Source organism: Halomonas sp. C10-5 (genome assembly GCF_057169305.1).
On record NZ_CP175665.1, the window covers coordinates 1 to 20,909 of the forward strand.

The window sequence follows — 20,909 nt, forward strand, 5'->3', positions numbered from 1 at the left end:
GTGTCGCTGGCTCTCTGGCAACAGTGTCTAGATACCCTGCAGGACGAGTTGAGCTCTCAGCAGTTCAACACCTGGATTCGCCCGCTCCAAGCCGAGGAGGGCGAAGGGGGAGAGCTGTGCCTGCTGGCACCCAACCGCTTCGTCCGTGACTGGGTCAGCGACAAGTTCGCCAAGCGGATCACCGAGCTGCTGCGTGAGCTGTCGCCGGCGAGGCCACCCAAGGTGGTGCTGAGTGTCGGTAGTCGACGTGCCGCCCCCCGCCCCCAGCCACGGGAACTCGGCACACCGGTGTCGGCGACCCCGCGGCGACCGGCCGCCCCGGCGGTGCATACTCCCCCACGCGGCGCTGCGGCCGACGAGGTCGAGATCGAGGACAGCCGCGAGGAGACGGCGGCTGTCCGGCGCCCCGGCGGTGAGCGCCAGGTCCAGGTGGAGGGCAGTCTCAAGCACACCAGCGGTCTCAATCCCAACTTCACCTTCGAGACCTTCGTCGAGGGCAAGTCGAACCAGCTTGCTCGGGCCGCTTCCCGCCAGGTGTCGGAGAACCCCGGCGGCGCCTATAACCCGCTGTTCCTGTATGGCGGGGTGGGCCTGGGCAAGACCCACCTGATGCATGCCGTGGGCAATGCCCTGGCCGGGCGCCGCGAGAATGCGCGGGTGGTCTACCTGCACTCCGAGCGCTTCGTGGCCGATATGGTCAAGGCGCTGCAGCTCAACGCCATCAACGACTTCAAGCGTTTCTATCGCAGCGTCGACGCCCTGCTGATCGACGATATCCAGTTCTTCGCCGGCAAGGAGCGCTCCCAGGAGGAGTTCTTCCACACCTTCAATGCCCTGCTCGAGGGTGGTCAGCAGATGATCTTGACCTCCGACCGCTATCCCAAGGAGATCAGCGGCGTGGAGGAGCGCCTCAAGTCGCGCTTCGGCTGGGGCCTGACGGTGGCGATCGAGCCACCCGAGCTCGAGACCCGGGTTGCCATCCTGATGAAGAAGGCCGACCAGGCCAAGGTCGACCTGCCCCACGATGCCGCCTTCTTCATCGCCCAGAAGATCCGCTCCAACGTGCGCGAGCTGGAAGGGGCGCTGAAGAAGGTGATCGCCGACTCCCACTTCATGGGCAAGCCGATCACCCAGGACTTCATCCGCGAATCGCTCAAGGACCTGCTGGCCCTGCAGGACAAGCAGGTGGGGGTCGACAACATCCAGCGTACCGTCGCCGAGTACTACAAGATAAAGCTCGCCGACCTGCTCTCCAAGCGCCGCTCGCGCTCCGTGGCTCGGCCTCGCCAGGTCGCCATGGCCCTGGCCAAGGAGCTGACCAACCACAGCCTGCCGGAGATCGGTGATGCCTTCGGGGGACGTGACCACACCACGGTGCTGCACGCCTGCCGCAAGGTGAAGCAGCTCCAGGAGGAGAGCTCCGATATCCGCGAGGACTACAAGAACCTGCTGCGGCTGCTGACCAGCTGATCGCTCCGCCCTCCGAGACACCGCCGGCTTGTGGTTTAATGGTCGCCATGCCGTTCGGCCGGGCCCCTGCCGGCTGCAACCCTTCAGGACAAGACGTGGAGCCGACATGAAATTTTCCATCTCCCGCGAAGCGCTGCTGCGACCGCTGACGCTGGTGGCCGGCGTGGTGGAGCGCCGCCAGACCCTGCCGGTGCTTTCCAACGTACTGATTCAGGTGGGGCAGGAGGAGGTCGCGCTGACCGGCACCGACTTGGAAGTGGAGCTGATCGGACGCACCATGGCCTCCCGGGTGGATGAGCCGGGCGGTGTCACCGTTCCGGCCCGCAAGCTGATGGACATCTGCAAGTCATTGCCCGACCAGGCCGAGATCCAGCTCTCCCTGGAGGAAGGTCGGGCGGTGCTGCGCAGCGGGCGTTCGCGCTTTACCCTCTCCACCCTGCCGGTCGCCGAGTTCCCGAGCATCGAGGACAGCCAGGGCAGCACCGAGCTGAGCCTGCCAAGGGGTATGCTCAAGCACCTGATCGATGCCACCTCCTTCGCCATGGCTCAGCAGGATGTGCGCTACTACCTCAACGGCATGCTGCTGGAGATCCGCGACAACCTGATCCGTGCGGTGGCGACCGACGGCCATCGCCTGGCGATGTGCTCGCGGCCGGCCGAACTGCACGTGGAGTCGCCCCACAAGCTGATCGTTCCGCGCAAGGGCATCCTCGAGCTGGTACGGCTGCTGGATGACGGCGAGGACCCGGTCAGCCTGACCCTGGGGGCCAGCCATATCCGTGCGCATACCGGCGATTTCACCTTCACCTCCAAGCTGGTCGACGGCAAGTTCCCCGACTACGAGCGAGTGGTGCCTCGCGGTGGCGACAAGGTCTTCATCGCCGACCGTGCCGAGCTGCGCCAGGTGCTGTCGCGTACCGCCATCCTCTCCAACGAGAAGTACCGCGGTGTGCGACTCCACCTCGAGGAGGGCAACCTCAAGGTGATGGCCAACAACCCCGAGCAGGAAGAGGCCGAGGAGAACATTGGCATCGAGTACAGCGGCGACTCCCTGGAGATCGGCTTCAACGTCGGTTACCTGGTCGACGTACTAAATGCCATCGATGAAGATCGCGTGCAGATGACCCTGGCGGATTCCAACAGCAGTGCGCTGATGGAGGAGCCGGGCGGCGGCGATGCCCTCTACGTCGTCATGCCGATGCGTCTGTGACCCACCCAGGGCGGCCCGTTCGGGCCGCCACCGTCCCCTGTTCACTCCATGCCCCTTGATCATCTCGTCTTCCATGGCCTAAGGAACTTGCAACCCGTTGATTTTAAACCGGGTTTTCAAGTCAATCTGATCGTTGGCGAGAATGGAAGCGGCAAGACCAGCCTACTGGAAGGCATTCATATCCTGGGTATGGGGCGTTCCTTCCGTACCCGCAACATGCGCCATGTCATCGCCCATGAGGGGGATGAACTGATGGCCCATGGGCGGTTGGCCGGGGAGCCGCCGGTGCCGTTCGGCGTGCGCCGTCGCCGCAGCGAGGATGAGTTGGAGATCCGCCTTTCCGGAGAGCGTGTCACTCGGCTCTCGCGCCTGGTGGAGACGCTTCCCCTTCAGCTGATCAATCCCGATGCCTTCCGGTTGCTGGAAGGCCCTCCCGCCGGGCGACGCGAGTTCCTCGACTGGGGGGTGTTTCACGTGAAACATGACTTCCTGGAGGCCTGGCAGCGGGCTCGGCGGGCGCTGAAACATCGGAACGCCCTGCTCAGGCATGGTAGAATGGATGCCGATTCCCTGTCGGCCTGGGAGCTGGAGCTGGTGCACTGGAGTGAGCGGATCGATGCCATGCGCGCTGCCTGGGTCGCCGCCTTTCTTCCGGTCTTCGAGGAGACCCTGAACGGACTGCTGCCGCTGAAGGATCTTCAGCTGCGCTATTCCCGCGGCTGGGATCGACGGAAATCGCTGGGTGACCTGCTTAGGCAGGGTCGCGACGTCGATCGGCAGATGGGGTTTACCCAGCAGGGGCCCCAGCGCGCGGATCTGGCGATTCGGCTGGGCAAGCGGCCCGCGGTGGAGGTGCTGTCCCGAGGCCAGCAGAAGCTGGTGGTCAGTGCCCTGAAGCTGGCTCAGGGACGCTTGCTGGAGGCCAGCACGGGGCGCCGCTGCGTCTACCTGATTGACGACCTTCCGGCGGAACTGGACGACTCGCATCGGCGACTGTTCTGCCGCTGGCTGGAAAACATGCGCTGCCAGGTGTTCATCACCACCATCGATCACGATGCCCTGGCGGATCTGTGGCAGGCCGACACACCGGTCGAGATGTTTCACGTGAAACGCTCGGCGGCGGGGAGCGGCGAGTTGCTGCCACTGGAACGACAGACTTCATGACGGAGCAGTCAATGAGCGAACATGCCTACGATTCAACGAGCATCAAGGTGCTCAAGGGGCTGGATGCCGTACGCAAGCGTCCCGGCATGTATATCGGCGATACCGACGATGGCACCGGGCTTCACCATATGGTGTTCGAGCTGGTGGACAACTCCATCGATGAGGCGTTGGCCGGATACTGCAGCGAGATCCGCGTCATCATCCATCCCGACGAATCGGTGACGGTAAGCGACAACGGCCGCGGGATTCCGACGGATATCCATGAGGAGGAGGGCGTTTCCGCAGCCGAAGTGATCATGACGGTGCTCCACGCCGGCGGCAAGTTCGATGATAACTCTTACAAGGTCTCCGGTGGTCTGCATGGCGTCGGTGTCTCGGTGGTCAATGCGCTCTCCGAGGAGCTTCGCCTGACGGTGTGGCGTGCCGGTGACGTGTACGAGCAACTCTATCGCCATGGGGTGCCCCAGGCGCCGCTGTCGGTGGTGGGCAAGACCGAAAAGTCCGGTACCCGGGTGCACTTCCGCCCCTCGCCAGAGACCTTCGGCAATATCGAATTCCACTTCGATATCCTGGCCAAGCGGCTGCGGGAGCTCTCCTTCCTCAACTCCGGCGTGGCCATCCGGCTGATCGACGAACGCTCCGGCAAGGAGGAGCTGTTCCACTACGAAGGTGGCCTCAAGGCCTTCGTCGACCATCTCAACACCAACAAGACGGTGCTCAACCCGGTATTCCACTTCAACGCCGAGCGCGAGGATGGTGTCGGTGTTGAAGTGGCGATGCAGTGGAGCGACTCCTTCAACGAGAACATCTTCTGCTACACCAACAACATCCCCCAGCGGGATGGTGGTACCCACCTGGCCGGTTTCCGCGCGGCGCTGACCCGTACCCTAAACGGCTATATCGAGTCGGAAGGGCTGCTGAAGAAGTCGAAGATCAGCACCGCCGGTGACGATGCCCGAGAGGGGCTGACGGCGATCATCTCGGTGAAAGTGCCGGATCCCAAGTTCTCCTCCCAGACCAAGGACAAGCTGGTGTCTTCAGAGGTGAAGACGGCGGTCGAGCAGGAGATGGCACGACTGTTTGGCGAGTACCTGATAGAGAAGCCCAACGAGGCCAAGGCGATCGTCAACAAGATGCTCGACGCCGCACGGGCCCGTGAGGCGGCGCGCAAGGCACGCGACATGACCCGTCGCAAGGGTGCCCTGGATATCGCCGGGCTCCCGGGCAAGCTGGCCGATTGCCAGGAGAAGGACCCCAGCCTCTCCGAGCTGTTCCTGGTGGAGGGTGACTCGGCAGGGGGGAGTGCCAAGCAGGGCCGCGATCGTCGCACCCAGGCGATCCTGCCGCTGAAAGGCAAGATCCTCAACGTGGAGAAGGCCCGCTTCGACAAGATGCTCTCCTCGGCGGAGGTCGGCACCCTGATCACCGCCCTAGGTTGCGGCATCGGCCGTGAGGAATTCAACCCCGACAAATTGCGCTACCACTCGATCATCATCATGACCGATGCCGACGTGGACGGTTCGCATATCCGCACCTTGCTGCTGACCTTCTTCTTCCGTCAGATGTCCCAGCTGATCGAGCGGGGGCATGTGTTCATCGCCCAGCCGCCGCTCTACAAGGTGAAGCGCGGCAAGCAGGAGCTCTATCTCAAGGATGAGCAGGCGATGACCGACTATCTCACCACCACGGCCCTGGATGGTGCTCGCCTTTACGTCAATGCCGATGCTCCGGGCATCGGTGGTGCCCAGCTGGAAGCCCTGGTCAATCAGTATCGTGATGTCATGCGACGCATCGATCGGCTGTCGCGGGTCTATCCCAACGAGGTGCTGCGCAAGATCGTGCATGCCGCGGCGCTCGATGGCGAGGCGAGCCTGCGTGACAAGGTCACCATGCAGAACTGGATCGAGGAGCTGCAGCAGGAGATGGACGCGCTGCTCGCCTACGAAGGCGGACCGCGCTACACCTTCCGCCTCGAGGAGGACAGCGAGCGCGGCTTCTTCCTCCCCGCGGTGACCCTGGCCGCGCATGGCGTGAGTACCGACTATGTCTGGGGTGTCGACTTCTTCACCAGCGCCGATTATCGCGCCATGACCGGCCTGGGGGAGACTCTGGACGGCTTGCTGGAAGAGGGCGCCTACGTGGCTCGCGGTGAGCGCCAGCGTAGCGTGACGAGCTTCTATAACGCCCTCGAGTGGCTGATGAACGAAGCGCAGCGCGGCCTCTCGATCCAGCGCTACAAGGGGCTGGGCGAGATGAATCCCGAGCAGCTCTGGGAGACCACCATGAACCCCGAGACACGGCGCATGCTGCGTGTCTCCATCGAGGATGCCGTGGGTGCCGACATGATGTTCAACACCCTGATGGGCGACGAAGTGGAGCCGCGACGCGACTTTATCGAGCGCTTTGCCCTGGTGGCCAATCTCGACGTCTGATGTCGTGTTTCACGTGAAACACTTTTGAGCGCCAAGCGCCAAGCGCCAAGCGCCAAGCGCCAAGCGCCAAGCGCCAAGTAAAACCCCGCAACGCGAATACGCTTGCGGGGTTTTTGCTTGTGCGCCAGGCATGGCGCGCAGCGCCTGACTGGCGCTGTTTCCAAGGGTGGTGCCTTGGAATGACTTGGGGGTGAAAGTCCCCTGCACGCCCGGCAAGGGGAAGTGCTAGCTGACGGCAAGGGTGTCTCCCGTGAGGGGGAATCCGAAGGCAGCCCGAAGCAAAACGCTGGCCTGACGAACAGGAAGCGGATACGAGGCGGCATGGCGGGGTGAGGTGGCAAGCATCACCAAAGCCCGGTACTTGCACGGAACGCCATGACGTAGATCCGACAGGCATAAGCGGGAAGGTCGCGCGTCTTACCCTGGGAGGTCTGGTGGTCTGCCACGGTGCTACCGGCGTCGAGAGGCGACGGGATGGGCCACCAGACGTCAGCAGAGGCCATAGTAAGTGCCGGTTCACCGCGGCACCAAGGGCCGAACATGAAGAACCGCGAGTAGGCGATGACGTCTCGAGGATCGATCATGAAGACAGAAAGTGGCGCTGATACCGCCCCCCACCCAGAGGGGCAGGGGCGGAACCCCGCGTCCCAGCCGGTGGGCGTCGAGACGATCCCGGCGTCGTCATCGTGGACGAAAGCGGAGCCCGCCCCGCTTATGGAGGCCGTGGTAGAAAAGGCCAACATGGCGCGGGCTTACCGAAGGGTGGTCGCCAACAAAGGGGCGCCGGGTGCCGATGACATGACGGCGGACCAGTTGGCCGACCACTTGAAGGAATGCTGGCCAACGCTGCGCGAGCGGCTGCTGGCCGGTGAGTACCACCCCAGCCCGATCCGAGCCGTCGAGATTCCCAAGCCCAAGGGCGGAACGCGACAGCTTGGCATCCCCACGGTCACCGACCGGCTGATCCAGCAGGCGCTACTGCAGGTGCTGACGCCAATCTTCGATCCGGGCTTTTCCGAATCGAGCTACGGTTATCGTCCCAAGCGCAGCGCCCAGCAGGCCGTCTCGGCCATGAAGGCCCACGTGGCGGCCGGCCACCGCTGGGTGGTCGACCTCGATCTGGAAGCCTTCTTCGACCGAGTGAGCCACGACCTGCTGATGGCGCGGGTTGCGCGCCGCGTCCGCGATAAGCGGGTGCTGCGTTTGATCCGCCGTTATCTGGAAGCCGGGTTGTTTCAGGACGGCCTGACCGCGCCACGCCGGCAAGGAACGCCCCAGGGCGGGCCACTGAGTCCGCTGCTGGCGAATATCCTGCTGGACGACGTGGACAAGGAACTGGAACGCCGCGGCCACCGCTTCTGCCGCTACGCCGATGACAGTGTGCCACGAAGGCGCGCAACCGAGCACAAGCTCGCTGCGTAGCCATGCTGCACAAGAGATGAGGGCGGGCCCCTCGGAGCCGCTGTGCAGGCGGAGGCTCCAAACCACCCACTACTGCTGCCTTTAAGAGAGGTGGTGGGAAGCGAGATGGGAAAAGGCGAGCCAAGAGCTCGTCAGGTGAGGACTGCAGAGCCGAACGTGAGTGAACCACTGATGACGTGTCGAAAGCGTAGGAATGACGTCAAAACCGGGGAGCGGTCGTTACCCCGGGACAAGTCTGGGGGGCGCCTGCTGACTGCCCAGACGGCGTCCGGCATGAAGGTGGCGGGAGGGCAGTCCAGGCTCTTGTGTGGAACGTGGGAACCTGTCACCCCGATGCCAAGGGAGAAACACAAATGGAGACCCCATGAGTGTGAGAGTACCGATGCGGGGTACAGGGGCGGAGCAACCCGTAGTAGTGACGAGCGTCCTGTAATGGGACGGGAGCGAAGGGGTTGCCTTATCCAGCCTGTGACATGGGCGCAACCCTTCGGGGGAGGACGCTCATGAACCAGGCAAAACCCTTTCCCATTACCAAGCGTCAGGTATGGGAAGCTTACAAACGAGTCAAGGCCAACAAGGGTGGGGCGGGTGTCGACGGCCAGACGATCGAGGACTTCGAGAGGAATTTGATCAACAACCTCTACAAGCTCTGGAATCGGCTGGCGTCAGGCAGCTACTTGCCCCCACCGGTCAGGCGAGTGGATATCCCGAAGAGCGATGGCAAGACTCGGCCTCTGGGAATCCCCACGGTGTCTGACCGGATCGCCCAGATGGTGGTCAAGCAGGCCCTGGAGCCGAGACTGGAGTGGCATTTCCATCCCGACTCCTACGGGTATCGGCCAAACAAGTCCGCGCACCAGGCATTGGCACAGGCCAGGAAGCGCTGCTGGCGATATGACTGGGTCGTTGACCTCGACATCAAGGGGTTCTTCGATAATATCGACCATCAGATGCTGATGAAGGCCGTGCGCCATCATGCCAAGGAGCGCTGGCTATTGCTCTACCTGGAGCGCTGGCTGACGGCTCCCGTGATGATGCCGGATGGCACGTGCCTGAGACGTGATCGTGGGACGCCGCAAGGCGGTGTCGTCAGTCCGTTGTTGGCCAACCTGTTTCTGCACTACACGTTCGATGCCTGGATGGGGAGACACTTTCCCGGCGTACCTTTCGAGCGATATGCGGATGATGGGGTCTGCCACTGTCGGTCGCAGCAACAGGCCGAGCAACTGAAAGCCGCACTGGAGGAACGCTTCGCGGCGTGTGGGTTGGAGCTCCACCCGGAGAAGACCAAGATCGTCTATTGCAAGGACGACGATCGGCGTCAGGACTACCCTGTTCACAGCTTCGACTTTCTGGGCTACACCTTTCGGCCCCGGAGATCGAGGAATCGGTACGGGAAGTTCTTCATCAACTTCACGCCGGCGATCAGCAACAAGGCCGGGAAGGCCATTCGGCAGACAGTACGACGGTGGAATCTGCAGTTACGCAGTGACAAGTCGTTACGCGACCTGGCGAACATGTTCAACGCGTGGATCAGGGGCTGGGTCAGGTATTATGGTGCCTTCTACAAGTCGGCACTATATCCGACGCTGCGGCAGATTGATCGACGACTCGTGAGGTGGGCGACCCAGAAGTTTAAACGGTTGAGGGGGCATCGCCGGCGGGCCAGTCACTGGCTGGACCGTGTGGCGCGACAGAATCCTCGGCTGTTTGCCCACTGGCCGCTGCTGTATGGGCAGGGTTGGGTAAGAAGAGCCGTATGAGCTGAGAGGTTCACGTACGGTTCTGTGAGCGCCTCGGGGGGAAGTTCCCCGGGGCGACTCGACTGCAGGTGTATGTCAGGAGTCGGCGAGCGGGCGAGCGCGTCATGACCAGTCTGAGTGATTTTCTCGAGAGCTCGCTCAGGCTGACGGTCAATGGCGACAAGAGTGCGGTGGACCGCCCCTGGAACCGGGGGTACCTGGGCTACACGCTGACCCGACACAAGCTGCCGAAGCTGACGCTGGCCAAGGCCAGCCTGCAGCGCCTGATGCAGCGTGTCCGCGAGATCCTCAAGCGCGGCAGGGGGCGCAACATACGGCGAGTCATTGAAGAGCTGGTCCCAGTCCTGCGGGGCTGGGCCAACTACTTCTCCCTCGTTGACGTGAAGCGCCCGCTGGAAGCACTGGATGGTTGGATACGTCGCCGGCTGCGTTGCGTGATCTGGCGGCAATGGAAACGCCCGCGGACCCGGCGCCACAAGCTCCTGGCGCTGGGTCTGGACGACCAGCGGGCGTGGAAGTCAGCGGGAAACGGGCGAGGCCCCTGGTGGAATGCCGGTGCCTCGCACATGAATCAGGCCTTGCCACGGAAATGGTTCGAGCAGCAGGGTCTGATCTCGGTACTCGATACGGTCAAGAGGGCTTAGTCGTTCTTCGTGAACCGCCGTGGTACGGAACCGTATGCCCGTATATGGAGTCCTCCCCGTTTGCAAGCATGGGCACGATGGACGGTAGGTACGACTGCACACGTATATCCGGTCTTTCTAATGATACCAACGGCATCGGACCCTGATGGGCTATCCGCACGCCAGCTCCCAATCGGTGGTACGAGCAACTCGCTCTTAGGCATATAGGGGTTTGCTGACGTCGGTTCGACCTGTGCGCCATCTGCAGCATGCTCAGCAATCGTGATGGTGGGTTATCTCACTGTAAATCAAGTAAATTGAATGGGTTGGTGTTACGCCACATGCGCCGCCAACTCAGGGTCATAGTCACGGTCGTGACGTGTGATCGCCCAGGCGATGCGCGCCGTCTTGTTGGCCAGCGCGATGACCGCCACGTTGGCATGCTTGCGCTCAGCCAGTTGTCTGACCCAGTGGCTGAGGTTGTCCTCCTTGCCCTTGCTGTAACGCAGCACGGCGGGCGCGCCATGCGTCAGCAGGGTTCGTAGGTAGCTATCGCCGCGCTTGCTGATGCCCAGCAGGCGGTCGCGTCCTCCCGTGCTGTGTTGCCGGGGTGTCAGACCCAGCGAGGCGGCAAAATCGCGCCCGCGCTTGAAGGCCTGGGCGTCGCCCAGGGCGCCGGCCAACGCGCTGGCGGTCAAGATGCCGACGCCACGCAGGGCCATCAACCGCTTGGCGACAGGGTCTGTCTGGGCGTGGCGCTCGATGCGTTCTGTCACCGCGACGATTCGGTCATCAAGGTGGCGCAGATCCTCGGCGAGCCCCGCCAACAGGGCACGGAAGTCATCGGTCAAACCGTTCTCGGCGTCCTCCAGCCAGCCTGGCAGGGCCGCGCGCAGCTGGCCGATGCCGGTGGGCGCCACCAGCCCGTACTCGCCGATCAGGCCACGAATCTGGTTGGCCTTGGCGGTACGTTGCTGAACCAGTTCACTGCGGATGCGATGCGCCGCCTGCACGTCCTGCTGGGCGACCGTCTTGACGGCCACGAAGCGCATGTGGGGGCGGCCCATGGCCTCGCAGATCGCCTCGGCATCCACGCGATCGTTCTTGTTGCTCTTGACGTAGGGTTTGACAAACTGGGCGGCGATCAGCTTGGCGCGATAGCCACGCGCCTGCAGCGCACGCGCCCAATGGTGGGACGACGCGCAGGCTTCCATGCCGATCTCGGCGCCTGCCGGGACACGGTTGACGATGGCCTCCAGCCACTTGTCACGCTTGTATTTGCCGCGCCATTGAACCTGATCATGACGATCGACGCCGTGGACATGGAAGACAGACTTGGCAATGTCGACACCAACGCGGGTAATGTTCATGGGATGCGCTCCTCAGCCGGTGGCCTTACCCTCTCAGTGTGGCGCATTGGCGCCGAGGGTGGGGGGGGAGGACTCCATCCCATTGGTGGTGTGGGAGGGCGCCGGGGGTGACCCCGGCCCCTACCCGATCATCGGGAACGGTAATGACTTGGATAAGTTCATGCCGATGGATGCATTCCCGGTTTTATCTTTCAGCTTCGAGTTGCTGCCTAGCCATTAGCCAGTCGGCGAACTCGGTCAGGTCCTCGAAAACGCGGGTCTCGCTATCTGTCGCCACCAGTTCCGGATGCTTGGCGAGCGTCCTTTCCCCCTTTCCACTGCGTACCAGCACCGGATGGCAGCCCATGGCATCCCCCGCCTGCAGGTCGCGAAGGCTATCACCGACCATCCAGCTGCCGGACAGGGTGGCCAGCCCGAGTGCATCACGCACCTGCTCCAGCAGCCCGGGAAGTGGCTTGCGGCAACTGCAGCCGTCGTCAGGGCCGTGCGGGCACCAGGCGATATGGCTGATCTCGCCACCCGCCTCGTTGACCAGCCGGCATAGTTCGGCATGCATCTCTGCCAGCGTGGCCTCGGTATAGTAGCCGCGAGAAATTCCCGACTGGTTGGTCGCTACTGCCACTGTCCAGCCGCCCTGGCTCAACCGGGCGATGGCGTCGATGGCGCCGGGGTAGGGGATCCACTCCGCCAGGGACTTCACATAGTCGTCGGAGTCCTGGTTGATCACGCCGTCGCGGTCGAGGATCACCAGGCGGTCGGAGGAGGTCATGGGTTTCTGTTCCTTGTTGCAGATGATTGCCGGAACGCAGTGTTTCACGTGAAACATTGGCTGCCAAGGAGCTGAGGGAGGAATGCTGGCCTCTTCTGTCTGCTTCGATTCGCTGGGCTGGGGGCTGGTGATGTTCCACGTGAAACATCGGCAGGCAACGGCTGTTTGTCTCTGGCCGTAGTCCTGTTTCATGTGAAACGCCACTACCAGGCATGAAAAAGGCCGGCAGCATGTGCTGCCGGCCTTGGCCTCAGTGATATTGCTCAATGACTTCTACTGTTGAAGCTGGGCGATATCGGCCACCTCCAGGAACAACCCACGCAGGTCGGCCAGCAGGGCGAGGCGGTTGCTACGCACGGCCTGGTCGTCGGTCATGACCATGACCTGGTCGAAGAAAGCGTCTACTGGTTCACGCAGGCCGGCCAGGGCGTCCAACGCTTCCTGGTAGCGCGCCTTACCGAGCAGCGGCGTGACGCTGTTGCGCAGGCTATTTACCGCGTCATGCAGTGACGTCTCGGTAGCATCCTGGAGCAGGGAGGCATCCACGGCGCTGCCCACCTCATCTGCCTGCTTGGCGAGGATGTTGGAGACACGCTTGTTGGCGGCGGCGAGGGCAGCCGCCTCCTCACGACCTGTGAAGGCCTGTACCGCGCGCAGGCGGCGGGCGAAATCCAGCGGGCGCGTTACCGGACGAGCGCGCACCGCCAGGTAGGCCTCGGTAGAGATCCCCTCGTCATGTCCCCAGGCGCGGAAGCGGTCGAGCATGTAGTCCAGCACTTCATCCACCAGCTTCTCGGCGTAGGGAAGCTCCTGATGCTGGGCCGCGGCCAGGTCGAGCAGTTCGCGCAGGTCGAGGTCGAGCTCACCCTTGATCAGGATGTTGAGGACACCGATGGCGGCACGCCGCAGCGCGAAGGGATCCTTGGTGCCGGTGGGGCGGGCGCCGATACCGAAGATCCCGGTCAGGGTGTCGAGGCGGTCGGCGAGGGCCAGCGCCTGGCCGGTACGGCTCTGCGGAATGGCATCGCTGGCGAAGCGCGGTAGGTACTGCTCCTCCATGGCCTGGGCGACTTCGGCGGGCTCGCCATCCTGGGTGGCATAGTAGCGCCCCATGGTGCCCTGCAGCTCGGGGAACTCGAGCACCATCTCGGTGACCAGGTCGCACTTCGCCAGTTCGGCGGCGCGGCGTGCATGGCTGGCCTCACCGTCGATCTGGCCGGCGATGAAGGCAGCTACCGCGGCGCTGCGGTGCGCCTTGTCGGCGAGGGTGCCGAGCTGTTTCTGGAAGACCACACCGGCGAGCTCAGCGGTGCGCGAGGCCAGGCTGCGCTTGCGATCGGTGTCGTAGAAGAAGACGGCATCGGCCAGGCGCGGACGGATCACCTTCTCGTTGCCTTCGATGACCCGCGAAGGGTCGCTGCTGTCGATGTTGGAGATGGTGATGAACAGCGGCTTGAGGCGGCCCTGGTCGTCGAGCAGGTGGAAGTACTTCTGGTTCGCCTTCATCGAGGAGATCAGGCACTCGGCGGGCACCTCGAGGAAGCGTTCATCGAAGCTGCCGGTGAGTGCCACTGGCCACTCGACCAGACCGCTGACCTCGACCAGCAGAGCTTCGTCGATCACCGCGCTGGCTTCCTGGACCTCGGCCTCGGAGAGCACCTGCTCTCGGATGCGCTCGCGGCGCACCTCGCGGTCGGCCAGCACCCAGGCCTGCTCCAGGCTGGAGAGGTAGTCGTCTGCATGCGCCAGTTCGATGGCCTCGGGAGCATGGAAACGATGGCCGTAGGTGGTGCGACCGGCCGCGAGGCCCAGCGCCTCGGCATCGATGATCTGGTTGCCGTAGAGCACGACCAGCCAGTGTACCGGGCGGGAAAATTCCACCCGCGAGGCGCCCCAGCGCATGTTCTTGGGAACCGGCAGGGAATCGATGGCCTTCTGCAGGATGGCTGGCAGCAGGGCGGCGATGCTCTCGCCCTGCTGCTGTTCACGGTAACCGAGCCAGGTGCCCTTGTCGGTTTCCAGGTGGATCAGCTGATCCACACCGACGCCGCAGGAGCGGGCGAAGCCCTCGGCGGCTTTGGTGGGCTGGCCATCCTTGAAGGCGGCCGCCAGTGCCGGGCCACGCTTCTCCACCTCGCGATCGGGCTGCTTGTCGGCCAGCGCCTCGATGCGCACCGCCAGTCGGCGGGGGGTGGCGTAGGCATACACCTCGCCATGGGCGACATCGGCGTCACGCAGGCCGCGATGCAGGCCCTCGGCCAGGGCGTCGGAGAGGGTGTCGATGGCGTTCGGGGGAAGTTCCTCGACGCCCAGTTCAACCAGTAGGGTGTTGGCAGCCATGCTCAAGTGTCTCCCTGTTCAAGCAGTTCGCGGCGCAGCGCCTCGGGAGCCAGCGGGAAGCCGGCGGCCTTGCGCGACTCGAAATAGGCGTGGGCCACGTCACGTGCCATGGTGCGTACGCGCAGGATGTAGCGCTGGCGTTCGGTCACCGAGATGGCGTGACGGGCGTCGAGCAGGTTGAAGGTGTGGGAGGCCTTGAGTACCTGTTCATAGGCGGGCAGCGGCAGGTTGGCCTCGAGCAGGCGAGAGCAGTCGCGCTCCTGCTGGTCGAAGGCACCGAACAGGAAGTCGACGTCGGCGTGCTCGAAGTTGTAGGCGGACTGCTCACGCTCATTCTGCAGGTAGACGTCGCCGTAGGTGACCCGGGAGCCATCTGGGGCAATGGTCCATACCAGATCGTAGACGCTGTCCACGTCCTGCAGATACATGGCGATCCGCTCGAGGCCGTAGGTCAGCTCGCCGGTCACGGGGTAGCACTCGATGCCACCGGCCTGCTGGAAGTAGGTGAACTGGGTCACCTCCATGCCGTTGAGCCAGACTTCCCAGCCCAGCCCCCAGGCGCCCAGGGTAGGAGACTCCCAGTTGTCCTCGACGAAGCGGATGTCATGGACCAGCGGGTCGAGGCCCAGGCGCTTGAGGGAGCCGAGGTAGAGCTCCTGGAACTCGGCGGGGGAGGGTTTCATCACCACCTGGAACTGGTAGTAGTGCTGCAGGCGGTTGGGGTTCTCTCCATAGCGGCCGTCGGTAGGGCGGCGCGAGGGCTGCACGTAGGCGGCGTTCCAGGTCTCGGGGCCGATGGAGCGCAGGAAGGTCGACGGATGGAAGGTGCCGGCACCTACCTCCATGTCCAGCGGCTGCATCACCACGCAGCCCTGTTCGGCCCAGTACTGCTGGAGGGCCAGGATCAACCCCTGAAAGGTCGAGACGTCTGCCGCCGACCCGGGGGCCGAGGTCGACGTAGGTGTCGAGAGTGTCATTGGGAAAAGCACCGTTGGCCATGAATTCACAGGGCGTCAAGTATACAATCACGGGGAGATCGGTTATAGGCGCACGCCCCGAGACAGAGGATTCTCATCCATGATCGTAGTGACAGGCGGAGCCGGCTTCATCGGCTCGAATCTGGTCAAGGCACTCAATCAGCGCGGCCACCAGGACGTGATGGTGGTCGACGACCTGCGCGACGGAACCAAGTTCGTCAACCTGGCCGACTGCACCCTCGGCGACTACCTGGACAAGGACGACTTCCGCCGCCGGGTGGAGGCCGAGCTGCGCGGCGAGCACTCGCAGTTGCCGAAGATCGAGGCGATCTTCCATGAGGGGGCCTGCTCGGATACCACCGAGTGGGATGGCCGCTTCATGCTCGACAACAACTTCGAGTACTCCAAGGTGCTGCTGCACTTCTGCCAGCAGCGCGGTATTCCCTTCCTCTACGCCTCCTCGGCGGCCACCTACGGCGGCAGCGAGGTGTTCATGGAGGCACCGGAGCACGAGAAGCCGCTCAACGTCTACGGCTACTCCAAGCTGCTGTTCGACCAGTACGTGCGAGCCCACCATGATGCGTTCCGCAGCCAGGTAGTAGGCTTCCGCTACTTCAACGTCTACGGCCCCAGGGAGCAGCACAAGGGCAAGATGGCCAGCGTTGCCTATCACCATCATACCCAGATCAGCGCCGGTCAGGACGTCAAGCTGTTCGGTGCCTGGGATGGTTACGAGGCGGGCATGCAGAGCCGCGACTTCGTCTACGTGGGGGACGTCGTGGACGTGAACCTCTGGTTCCTCGACCACCCCGAAGAGTCCGGCATCTTTAACCTGGGCAGCGGACGCGCCGAGCCCTTCAAGGCCATCGGAGAGGCGGTGATCGATTACTACGGCCGAGGGGCCATCGAGTACATCGACTTTCCCGAAGAGCTGAAGGGGCGCTACCAGAGCTACACCCGGGCCGATATCTCGCGACTGCGCGAGGCCGGTTATGACCGCGAATTCCGCACCGTGGCCGAGGGTGTGCGCGACTACCTGGAGTGGCTGAATGGTTGATTCGGCCGCGCAGGGCGGGGAAGGCGGTGAGCGCATCCTGGTGGTCGGCCCCTCCTGGGTCGGCGACATGGTGATGGCCCAGAGCCTGCTGATGACGCTGCGCGCTCGCCATCCCGGCGGTACCCTCGCGGTGGTGGCGCCGGGCTGGTCGCTGCCGATCCTCGAGCGCATGCCCGAGGTGGATGAGGCGATCGCCCTGGACGTGGCCCATGGCCAGTTTGGCTGGTCCGTCCGCCGTGAGGTGGCGCGTGGGCTGCGCGGTCGCTTCGACCGGGCCATCGTGCTGCCGCGCTCCTGGAAGTCGGCGCTGGTGCCCTTCCTGGCGGGCATTCCCCACCGCGTCGGCTTTCACGGTGAGCAGCGCTTTGGGCTGCTCAACCAGCGTCGCCGTCTCGACAAGCGCGTGCTCGACCAGACGGTGAAGCGTTTCGTCTCCCTGGGGCTGGCCGCCGATGAAGCGGCCACGGGCAGCTTCGCGATACCCCAGCCCCGGCTGGAGGTGGATGCGGCCAACCAGGTCGGTCTGCGCAAGCGACTGGGCCTCTCCTCGGGCCCGACCATCGGCATGATGCCCGGGGCCGAGTACGGCCCCGCCAAGCAGTGGCCGCTGGAGCACTTCCGTGCCCTGGCCGAGCGCCTGGTGGCCGATGGCTTCGAAGTGCGCGTACTGGGTGGGCCCAAGGACGTCGAGGCGGGAGATACCATTGCCGAGGGCCTGGAGGGCGCCCATAACCTGTGCGGCAGGACACGGCTGGCCGATGCCGTGGACCTGCTGGCTGACTGCGAGCAGGTGGTCACCAACGACTCGGGCCTGATGCATGTGGCGGCGGCGGTAGGGACCCGGGTGCAGGCGATCTATGGCTCCTCCTCGCCGGCCTACACGCCGCCGCTGACCGACAACGCCGAGATCCACTACCTGGCCGTGGAGTGCTCGCCCTGCTTCGAGCGCGTCTGCCCGCTGGGCCATACCCGTTGCCTGACGGAAATCACCCCGCAGCGCCTGCTCCAGGCGATCCTCGCAGTACGTGCGACCATCGCCAAGGCCTGAACCGGCTACTGCATGGCCGGGGTCGCTTCCTCGGCCCCATTCCCGGGTGCCTCCAGGACCTGCCGGGGGGCAGCCTGCCCGTTCTCCTGCTCACTGCCATCGGGTACCAGGCCTTCCCACAGGCGCTGTTGCAGGGCCGTCTCCTCGTGCATGCGGGCCGACAGGTCGGCCAGGCCGTGCTGCTCCACCAGGGTCGGCTCCGCGGAGAGCAGGGAAGCCCCCAGCCCCGCCCGGTGGTCCTCGATGGTGAAGCCCATGGCCTCCAGGATGGTAGGAAAGAGGTCGATGCTGGCGGCCTCGCGTTGGCTGCGGGCACCGGCCTCGATCCCCTCGCCCAGCAGCATGAAGGTGTTGTCACGCTCGCCTGCGATCAGTTGCTCCCAGGCCGATACGCGCATCGTCAGGTGGTCGCTGGCGATCACGACCAGGGTATTCTCGAGCAGTCCTTCGTGCTCGAGTCGGTCGATCAGATCGAAGGCGAGCCAGGCCGAGCACTCCACCGAGTAGAGGATATCCTCGCCGTCGAACTCGCCCTGGCGCTTCAGGCAGGCCTGGGCCGGATAGCCGTTGGGCGCGTGACCGGTGATGCTCAGGTTGATCACGCCCCAGGGGCTTGCGTCTTCGGCTTCCAGACGGCGAATCTCCTCGACGGTGAAGTCATAGAGGCTGTCATCAAAGAGTCCCCAATCGTTGACGTACTCCGGGTCCTCCAGGCGCGGCTCGAGCTCCGCCCGGCCCATGACCTTATCGACCCCGTGGTCCTCGTAGAAGATGCCCTTGCCGGCAAACTCGGTGCTGGCCCCGCCCAGGAAGCTGAGTCGGTAGCCCTGCTCATCCAGTACATCGCCCAGGCAACGAATGCCGGGCACCACACGGCCCAGCGGCTCGAACTGGTTGTCGTGGAGCAGCCCCGCCGGCATCAGCGGGGTGCCGCACTGGCTGGCGATCATGCCGGCCATGGTCCAGCCGGTATTCTCCAGCTGGCGTACACCCTCGAAGACATGGCCGCGCCGACCCAGGGCATCGAGGAAGGCATAGGCATCCCCGAAGCGCTCGCGATCGGCATAGGTGCGCTCGATGCTCTCCAGGTAGAGCAGCAGCAGGTTGGGAGGGTCTGTCGGCGCCTGTTCGATCATGGGAGCCACGTAGCGGCGGTCCAGCCAGGCCCCGTCATCGGTGACGATGGCCGCACTGCGTTGCCCCATGCTGTAGAACAGCGGGTTGCTGGCCACCAGCACCAGTGCCAGCAGGCGATCCGCGAGTCGCCAGCGATGGTCGCGGCGTGCCAACCAGGTGAATGCAGCCAGCAGGGCCAGCATCGTCAGGGTATAGAGCACCGCCGCCAGCAGGCGGCCGCTACCGCCGTGCTCGGCGATGCCGGCCTGCAGGTGGAAGAAGATCGCCCCGATCTCGACGATGCCGAAGCTCTCGGCCAGATAGACGTAAACGCCCCACAGGCAGAGTGGCACCAGAGACCAGGGCCAGACCCTGACTGGTGGCCTGGGACTCGCCGGCTCCCCCCAACGCAGCAGCCAGCCCAGGCCGAGCCAGGCGCCGGCTATGGGCACCAGGCTCCATATCGGCAGCACCGCCACGGTGACGATGGCGTAGCCAAGGCAGAGCCCGATCACTAGCAGGGCCCACCAGCGGGGATGTTTGAGCCTGTTCGAGTTTGTGCGGAGTTGCATGAGCATCTTCGATAGAAAAATGGGTTGCGGTCATCGTAGGTGCATCCACCAGCATCGTCTGGGAGACTAGTGGCTGCATATGCCGTCATGTACGTACAGAATATGGCATTGGCATTAGGGTTGGCGATGACTATTATAGCGCTACACCATTAGGTTGTGCGTGGTGCGCTCAGGTAAATTTGTCTTATTATGAGAGGTATCGGATCGAATAAGATAAATGTTAGCGAGTTTTTCCACTTCACTCCGTGCTCTATTTTTCACTTTATGGAATTAAGTCTTTTGATAAAAATCGAGGTTTTATGGTTTGTTTACCCCTCCTGAATGAATGGCGTGATTTCGATATTCAGCTACATTGAATTTAGATGATATTTAGGAGTGATGCTCAGGAGTTTGTTATATTAATAGAGAAGTGTAGAGGGCATTTGAAAATAGAAATTCTGTTAGGGCGTTGTTCAGGGAGCAATCTTGTTAATCTATAAATTAAGCTATGAATTTTGAATCCGTGAACAATCTAGAATGAGACTTTACTCAGGTAGTAGTTATGTAAATCTTCGATTGTAAATAGTTTAATTTTTTAGGGCCGTTTTTAAATGCAATTGACAAGTCTTCGGTAAAATATTAGCAGGCTATATAAAACATTGTAGCTTTATTTCCCACATGGTTAAGGTCGAGTATGAGTATTGTATTTGGTTTAGGTAGTGGACGTTGCGGAACCAAGACGTTGCAGTCGCTAATAAATATGCAACCTAATAGCGTATGCTTCCATGAGGTTAACCCCTCATGTATGGCGTGGGAAGGTACGGAGCATACAGTAATTTCAATTTTAGATGATTTTACTAGTGCTATTTATAAAGGGCAAAGTAGAAGAGGATTGGCAGTGGATTTAAACTCACCAGAGCGTGGAAAACCTTTGGGAAAGTATATTTCATCAGAAAGATTAGAAGTTGTGGGTGATGTGGCTAGCTATTATCTGCCATATGTAGAGACTATAATTAGTAGTAGCCAAGATGTTGTTTTTCCTTGCCTGATTAGAAATAAAGATGAGGTTGTCAATAGCTTCATAAATAAGGTTAGGTGTAAGCGTGGCATTCTTTATGATATTTCTTGTGCTTTTAGGGGTAAGATTAGTAGTAGAAATCACTGGTCGTCAAGCCATAGGTATATAAAAGATCCCAAGTGGGACCGCCTCCATCCTGATATGGGAAGGAGCCTTTCATTGAGAGAGGCACTTTCTATGTATTATGATTATTACTATGAAGAGGCTGAAAGACTTTCAAGAACATACTCCAATGTGAAGATATATGATATAAGTGTGTTTGATTCAGAAGAAGGTGTGAAGAGTTTGCTCAACTTTTGTGGCATACAAAAACCGGTGGTTGATTTTAAAATTCATGAGAATAAAGGCAAAAAAAGTGGTTGATGTGATACCGTTTGGAGAAAACACTCTTAGAGGAATTTCGGGATTTTGGTTGGTTTCAAGTAAGACGAGGTTTTTAATGTTAAGGTTATTGTAGGGTGTGGGCTGAATATTAAAATTAATTATTTAAGTGTCGCGCGGATTACTGATTTAGCAGTA

The 20,909-nt window shown here is 62.2% G+C and carries 15 protein-coding genes; 10 read left to right on the plus strand and 5 right to left on the minus strand.

Translation table 11 applies throughout. The features are described from left to right. From dnaA to ACJ7IV_RS00035, 7 genes are all read left to right on the plus strand, one after another. Nucleotides 1-1,470 carry a chromosomal replication initiator protein DnaA gene (gene dnaA, locus ACJ7IV_RS00005; protein ID WP_161431934.1) on the plus strand — a complete coding sequence of 490 codons (1,470 nt, stop codon included), beginning with the start codon at nucleotides 1-3 and terminating at the stop codon, nucleotides 1,468-1,470. Nucleotides 1,471-1,576: 106 nt separating this feature from the next. Then, the gene (gene dnaN, locus ACJ7IV_RS00010) at nucleotides 1,577-2,680 is read left to right on the plus strand and encodes a DNA polymerase III subunit beta (RefSeq protein WP_213311688.1); all 1,104 of its coding nucleotides are present in this window, start codon (nucleotides 1,577-1,579) and stop codon (nucleotides 2,678-2,680) included. A 48-nt stretch (nucleotides 2,681-2,728) separates the two neighbouring features. Beyond that, entirely contained in the window at nucleotides 2,729-3,844 is a 1,116-nt protein-coding gene (gene recF / locus ACJ7IV_RS00015) for a DNA replication/repair protein RecF (RefSeq protein ID WP_483865240.1), read from the plus strand. An 11-nt stretch (nucleotides 3,845-3,855) separates the two neighbouring features. Continuing rightward, a complete protein-coding gene (gene gyrB, locus ACJ7IV_RS00020) occupies nucleotides 3,856-6,276 on the plus strand; it encodes a DNA topoisomerase (ATP-hydrolyzing) subunit B (RefSeq protein ID WP_483865241.1) in 2,421 nt (806 codons plus the stop codon). A 582-nt stretch (nucleotides 6,277-6,858) separates the two neighbouring features. Continuing rightward, nucleotides 6,859-7,698, plus strand: a complete 840-nt coding sequence (gene ltrA / locus ACJ7IV_RS00025) for a group II intron reverse transcriptase/maturase (RefSeq protein ID WP_483865242.1) — start codon at nucleotides 6,859-6,861, stop codon at nucleotides 7,696-7,698. A gap of 503 nt (nucleotides 7,699-8,201) precedes the next feature. After that, nucleotides 8,202-9,461 carry a group II intron reverse transcriptase/maturase gene (ltrA, locus tag ACJ7IV_RS00030; RefSeq protein ID WP_483865243.1) on the plus strand — a complete coding sequence of 420 codons (1,260 nt, stop codon included), beginning with the start codon at nucleotides 8,202-8,204 and terminating at the stop codon, nucleotides 9,459-9,461. Between the two features lie 104 nt (nucleotides 9,462-9,565). Next, the gene (locus ACJ7IV_RS00035) at nucleotides 9,566-10,105 is read left to right on the plus strand and encodes a group II intron maturase-specific domain-containing protein (RefSeq protein ID WP_483865244.1); all 540 of its coding nucleotides are present in this window, start codon (nucleotides 9,566-9,568) and stop codon (nucleotides 10,103-10,105) included. Between the two features lie 311 nt (nucleotides 10,106-10,416). On the opposite strand, the gene ACJ7IV_RS00040 is transcribed toward ACJ7IV_RS00035, so the two are convergent. From ACJ7IV_RS00040 to glyQ, 4 genes are all read right to left on the minus strand, one after another. Beyond that, the gene (locus ACJ7IV_RS00040) at nucleotides 10,417-11,454 is read right to left on the minus strand and encodes an IS110 family RNA-guided transposase (RefSeq protein ID WP_483865245.1); all 1,038 of its coding nucleotides are present in this window, start codon (nucleotides 11,452-11,454) and stop codon (nucleotides 10,417-10,419) included. A gap of 184 nt (nucleotides 11,455-11,638) precedes the next feature. Next, complete coding sequence (gene gmhB, locus ACJ7IV_RS00045) at nucleotides 11,639-12,223, minus strand: D-glycero-beta-D-manno-heptose 1,7-bisphosphate 7-phosphatase (protein WP_483865246.1); 585 nt, start codon at nucleotides 12,221-12,223, stop codon at nucleotides 11,639-11,641. A gap of 273 nt (nucleotides 12,224-12,496) precedes the next feature. Further along, complete coding sequence (gene glyS, locus ACJ7IV_RS00050; protein ID WP_483865247.1) at nucleotides 12,497-14,563, minus strand: glycine--tRNA ligase subunit beta; 2,067 nt, start codon at nucleotides 14,561-14,563, stop codon at nucleotides 12,497-12,499. 2 nt (nucleotides 14,564-14,565) lie between these two features. Continuing rightward, a complete protein-coding gene (gene glyQ / locus ACJ7IV_RS00055; RefSeq protein ID WP_213311698.1) occupies nucleotides 14,566-15,540 on the minus strand; it encodes a glycine--tRNA ligase subunit alpha in 975 nt (324 codons plus the stop codon). A gap of 100 nt (nucleotides 15,541-15,640) precedes the next feature. Here glyQ and rfaD point away from each other — a divergent pair, with 100 nt between their 5' ends. Both rfaD and waaF read left to right on the plus strand, forming a co-directional pair. Further along, complete coding sequence (rfaD, locus tag ACJ7IV_RS00060; protein WP_161431759.1) at nucleotides 15,641-16,597, plus strand: ADP-glyceromanno-heptose 6-epimerase; 957 nt, start codon at nucleotides 15,641-15,643, stop codon at nucleotides 16,595-16,597. Next, a complete protein-coding gene (gene waaF / locus ACJ7IV_RS00065; protein ID WP_483865248.1) occupies nucleotides 16,590-17,645 on the plus strand; it encodes a lipopolysaccharide heptosyltransferase II in 1,056 nt (351 codons plus the stop codon). The genes rfaD and waaF overlap by 8 nt, the downstream gene beginning before the upstream one ends. Before the next feature lie 5 nt (nucleotides 17,646-17,650). Here the strand turns inward: waaF and ACJ7IV_RS00070 are convergent, their stop codons facing one another. Continuing rightward, complete coding sequence (locus ACJ7IV_RS00070; RefSeq protein ID WP_483865249.1) at nucleotides 17,651-19,333, minus strand: sulfatase-like hydrolase/transferase; 1,683 nt, start codon at nucleotides 19,331-19,333, stop codon at nucleotides 17,651-17,653. A 784-nt stretch (nucleotides 19,334-20,117) separates the two neighbouring features. Here ACJ7IV_RS00070 and ACJ7IV_RS00075 point away from each other — a divergent pair. Further along, nucleotides 20,118-20,753 carry a hypothetical protein gene (locus ACJ7IV_RS00075; protein WP_483865250.1) on the plus strand — a complete coding sequence of 212 codons (636 nt, stop codon included), beginning with the start codon at nucleotides 20,118-20,120 and terminating at the stop codon, nucleotides 20,751-20,753. Nucleotides 20,754-20,909 lie beyond the last annotated feature (156 nt).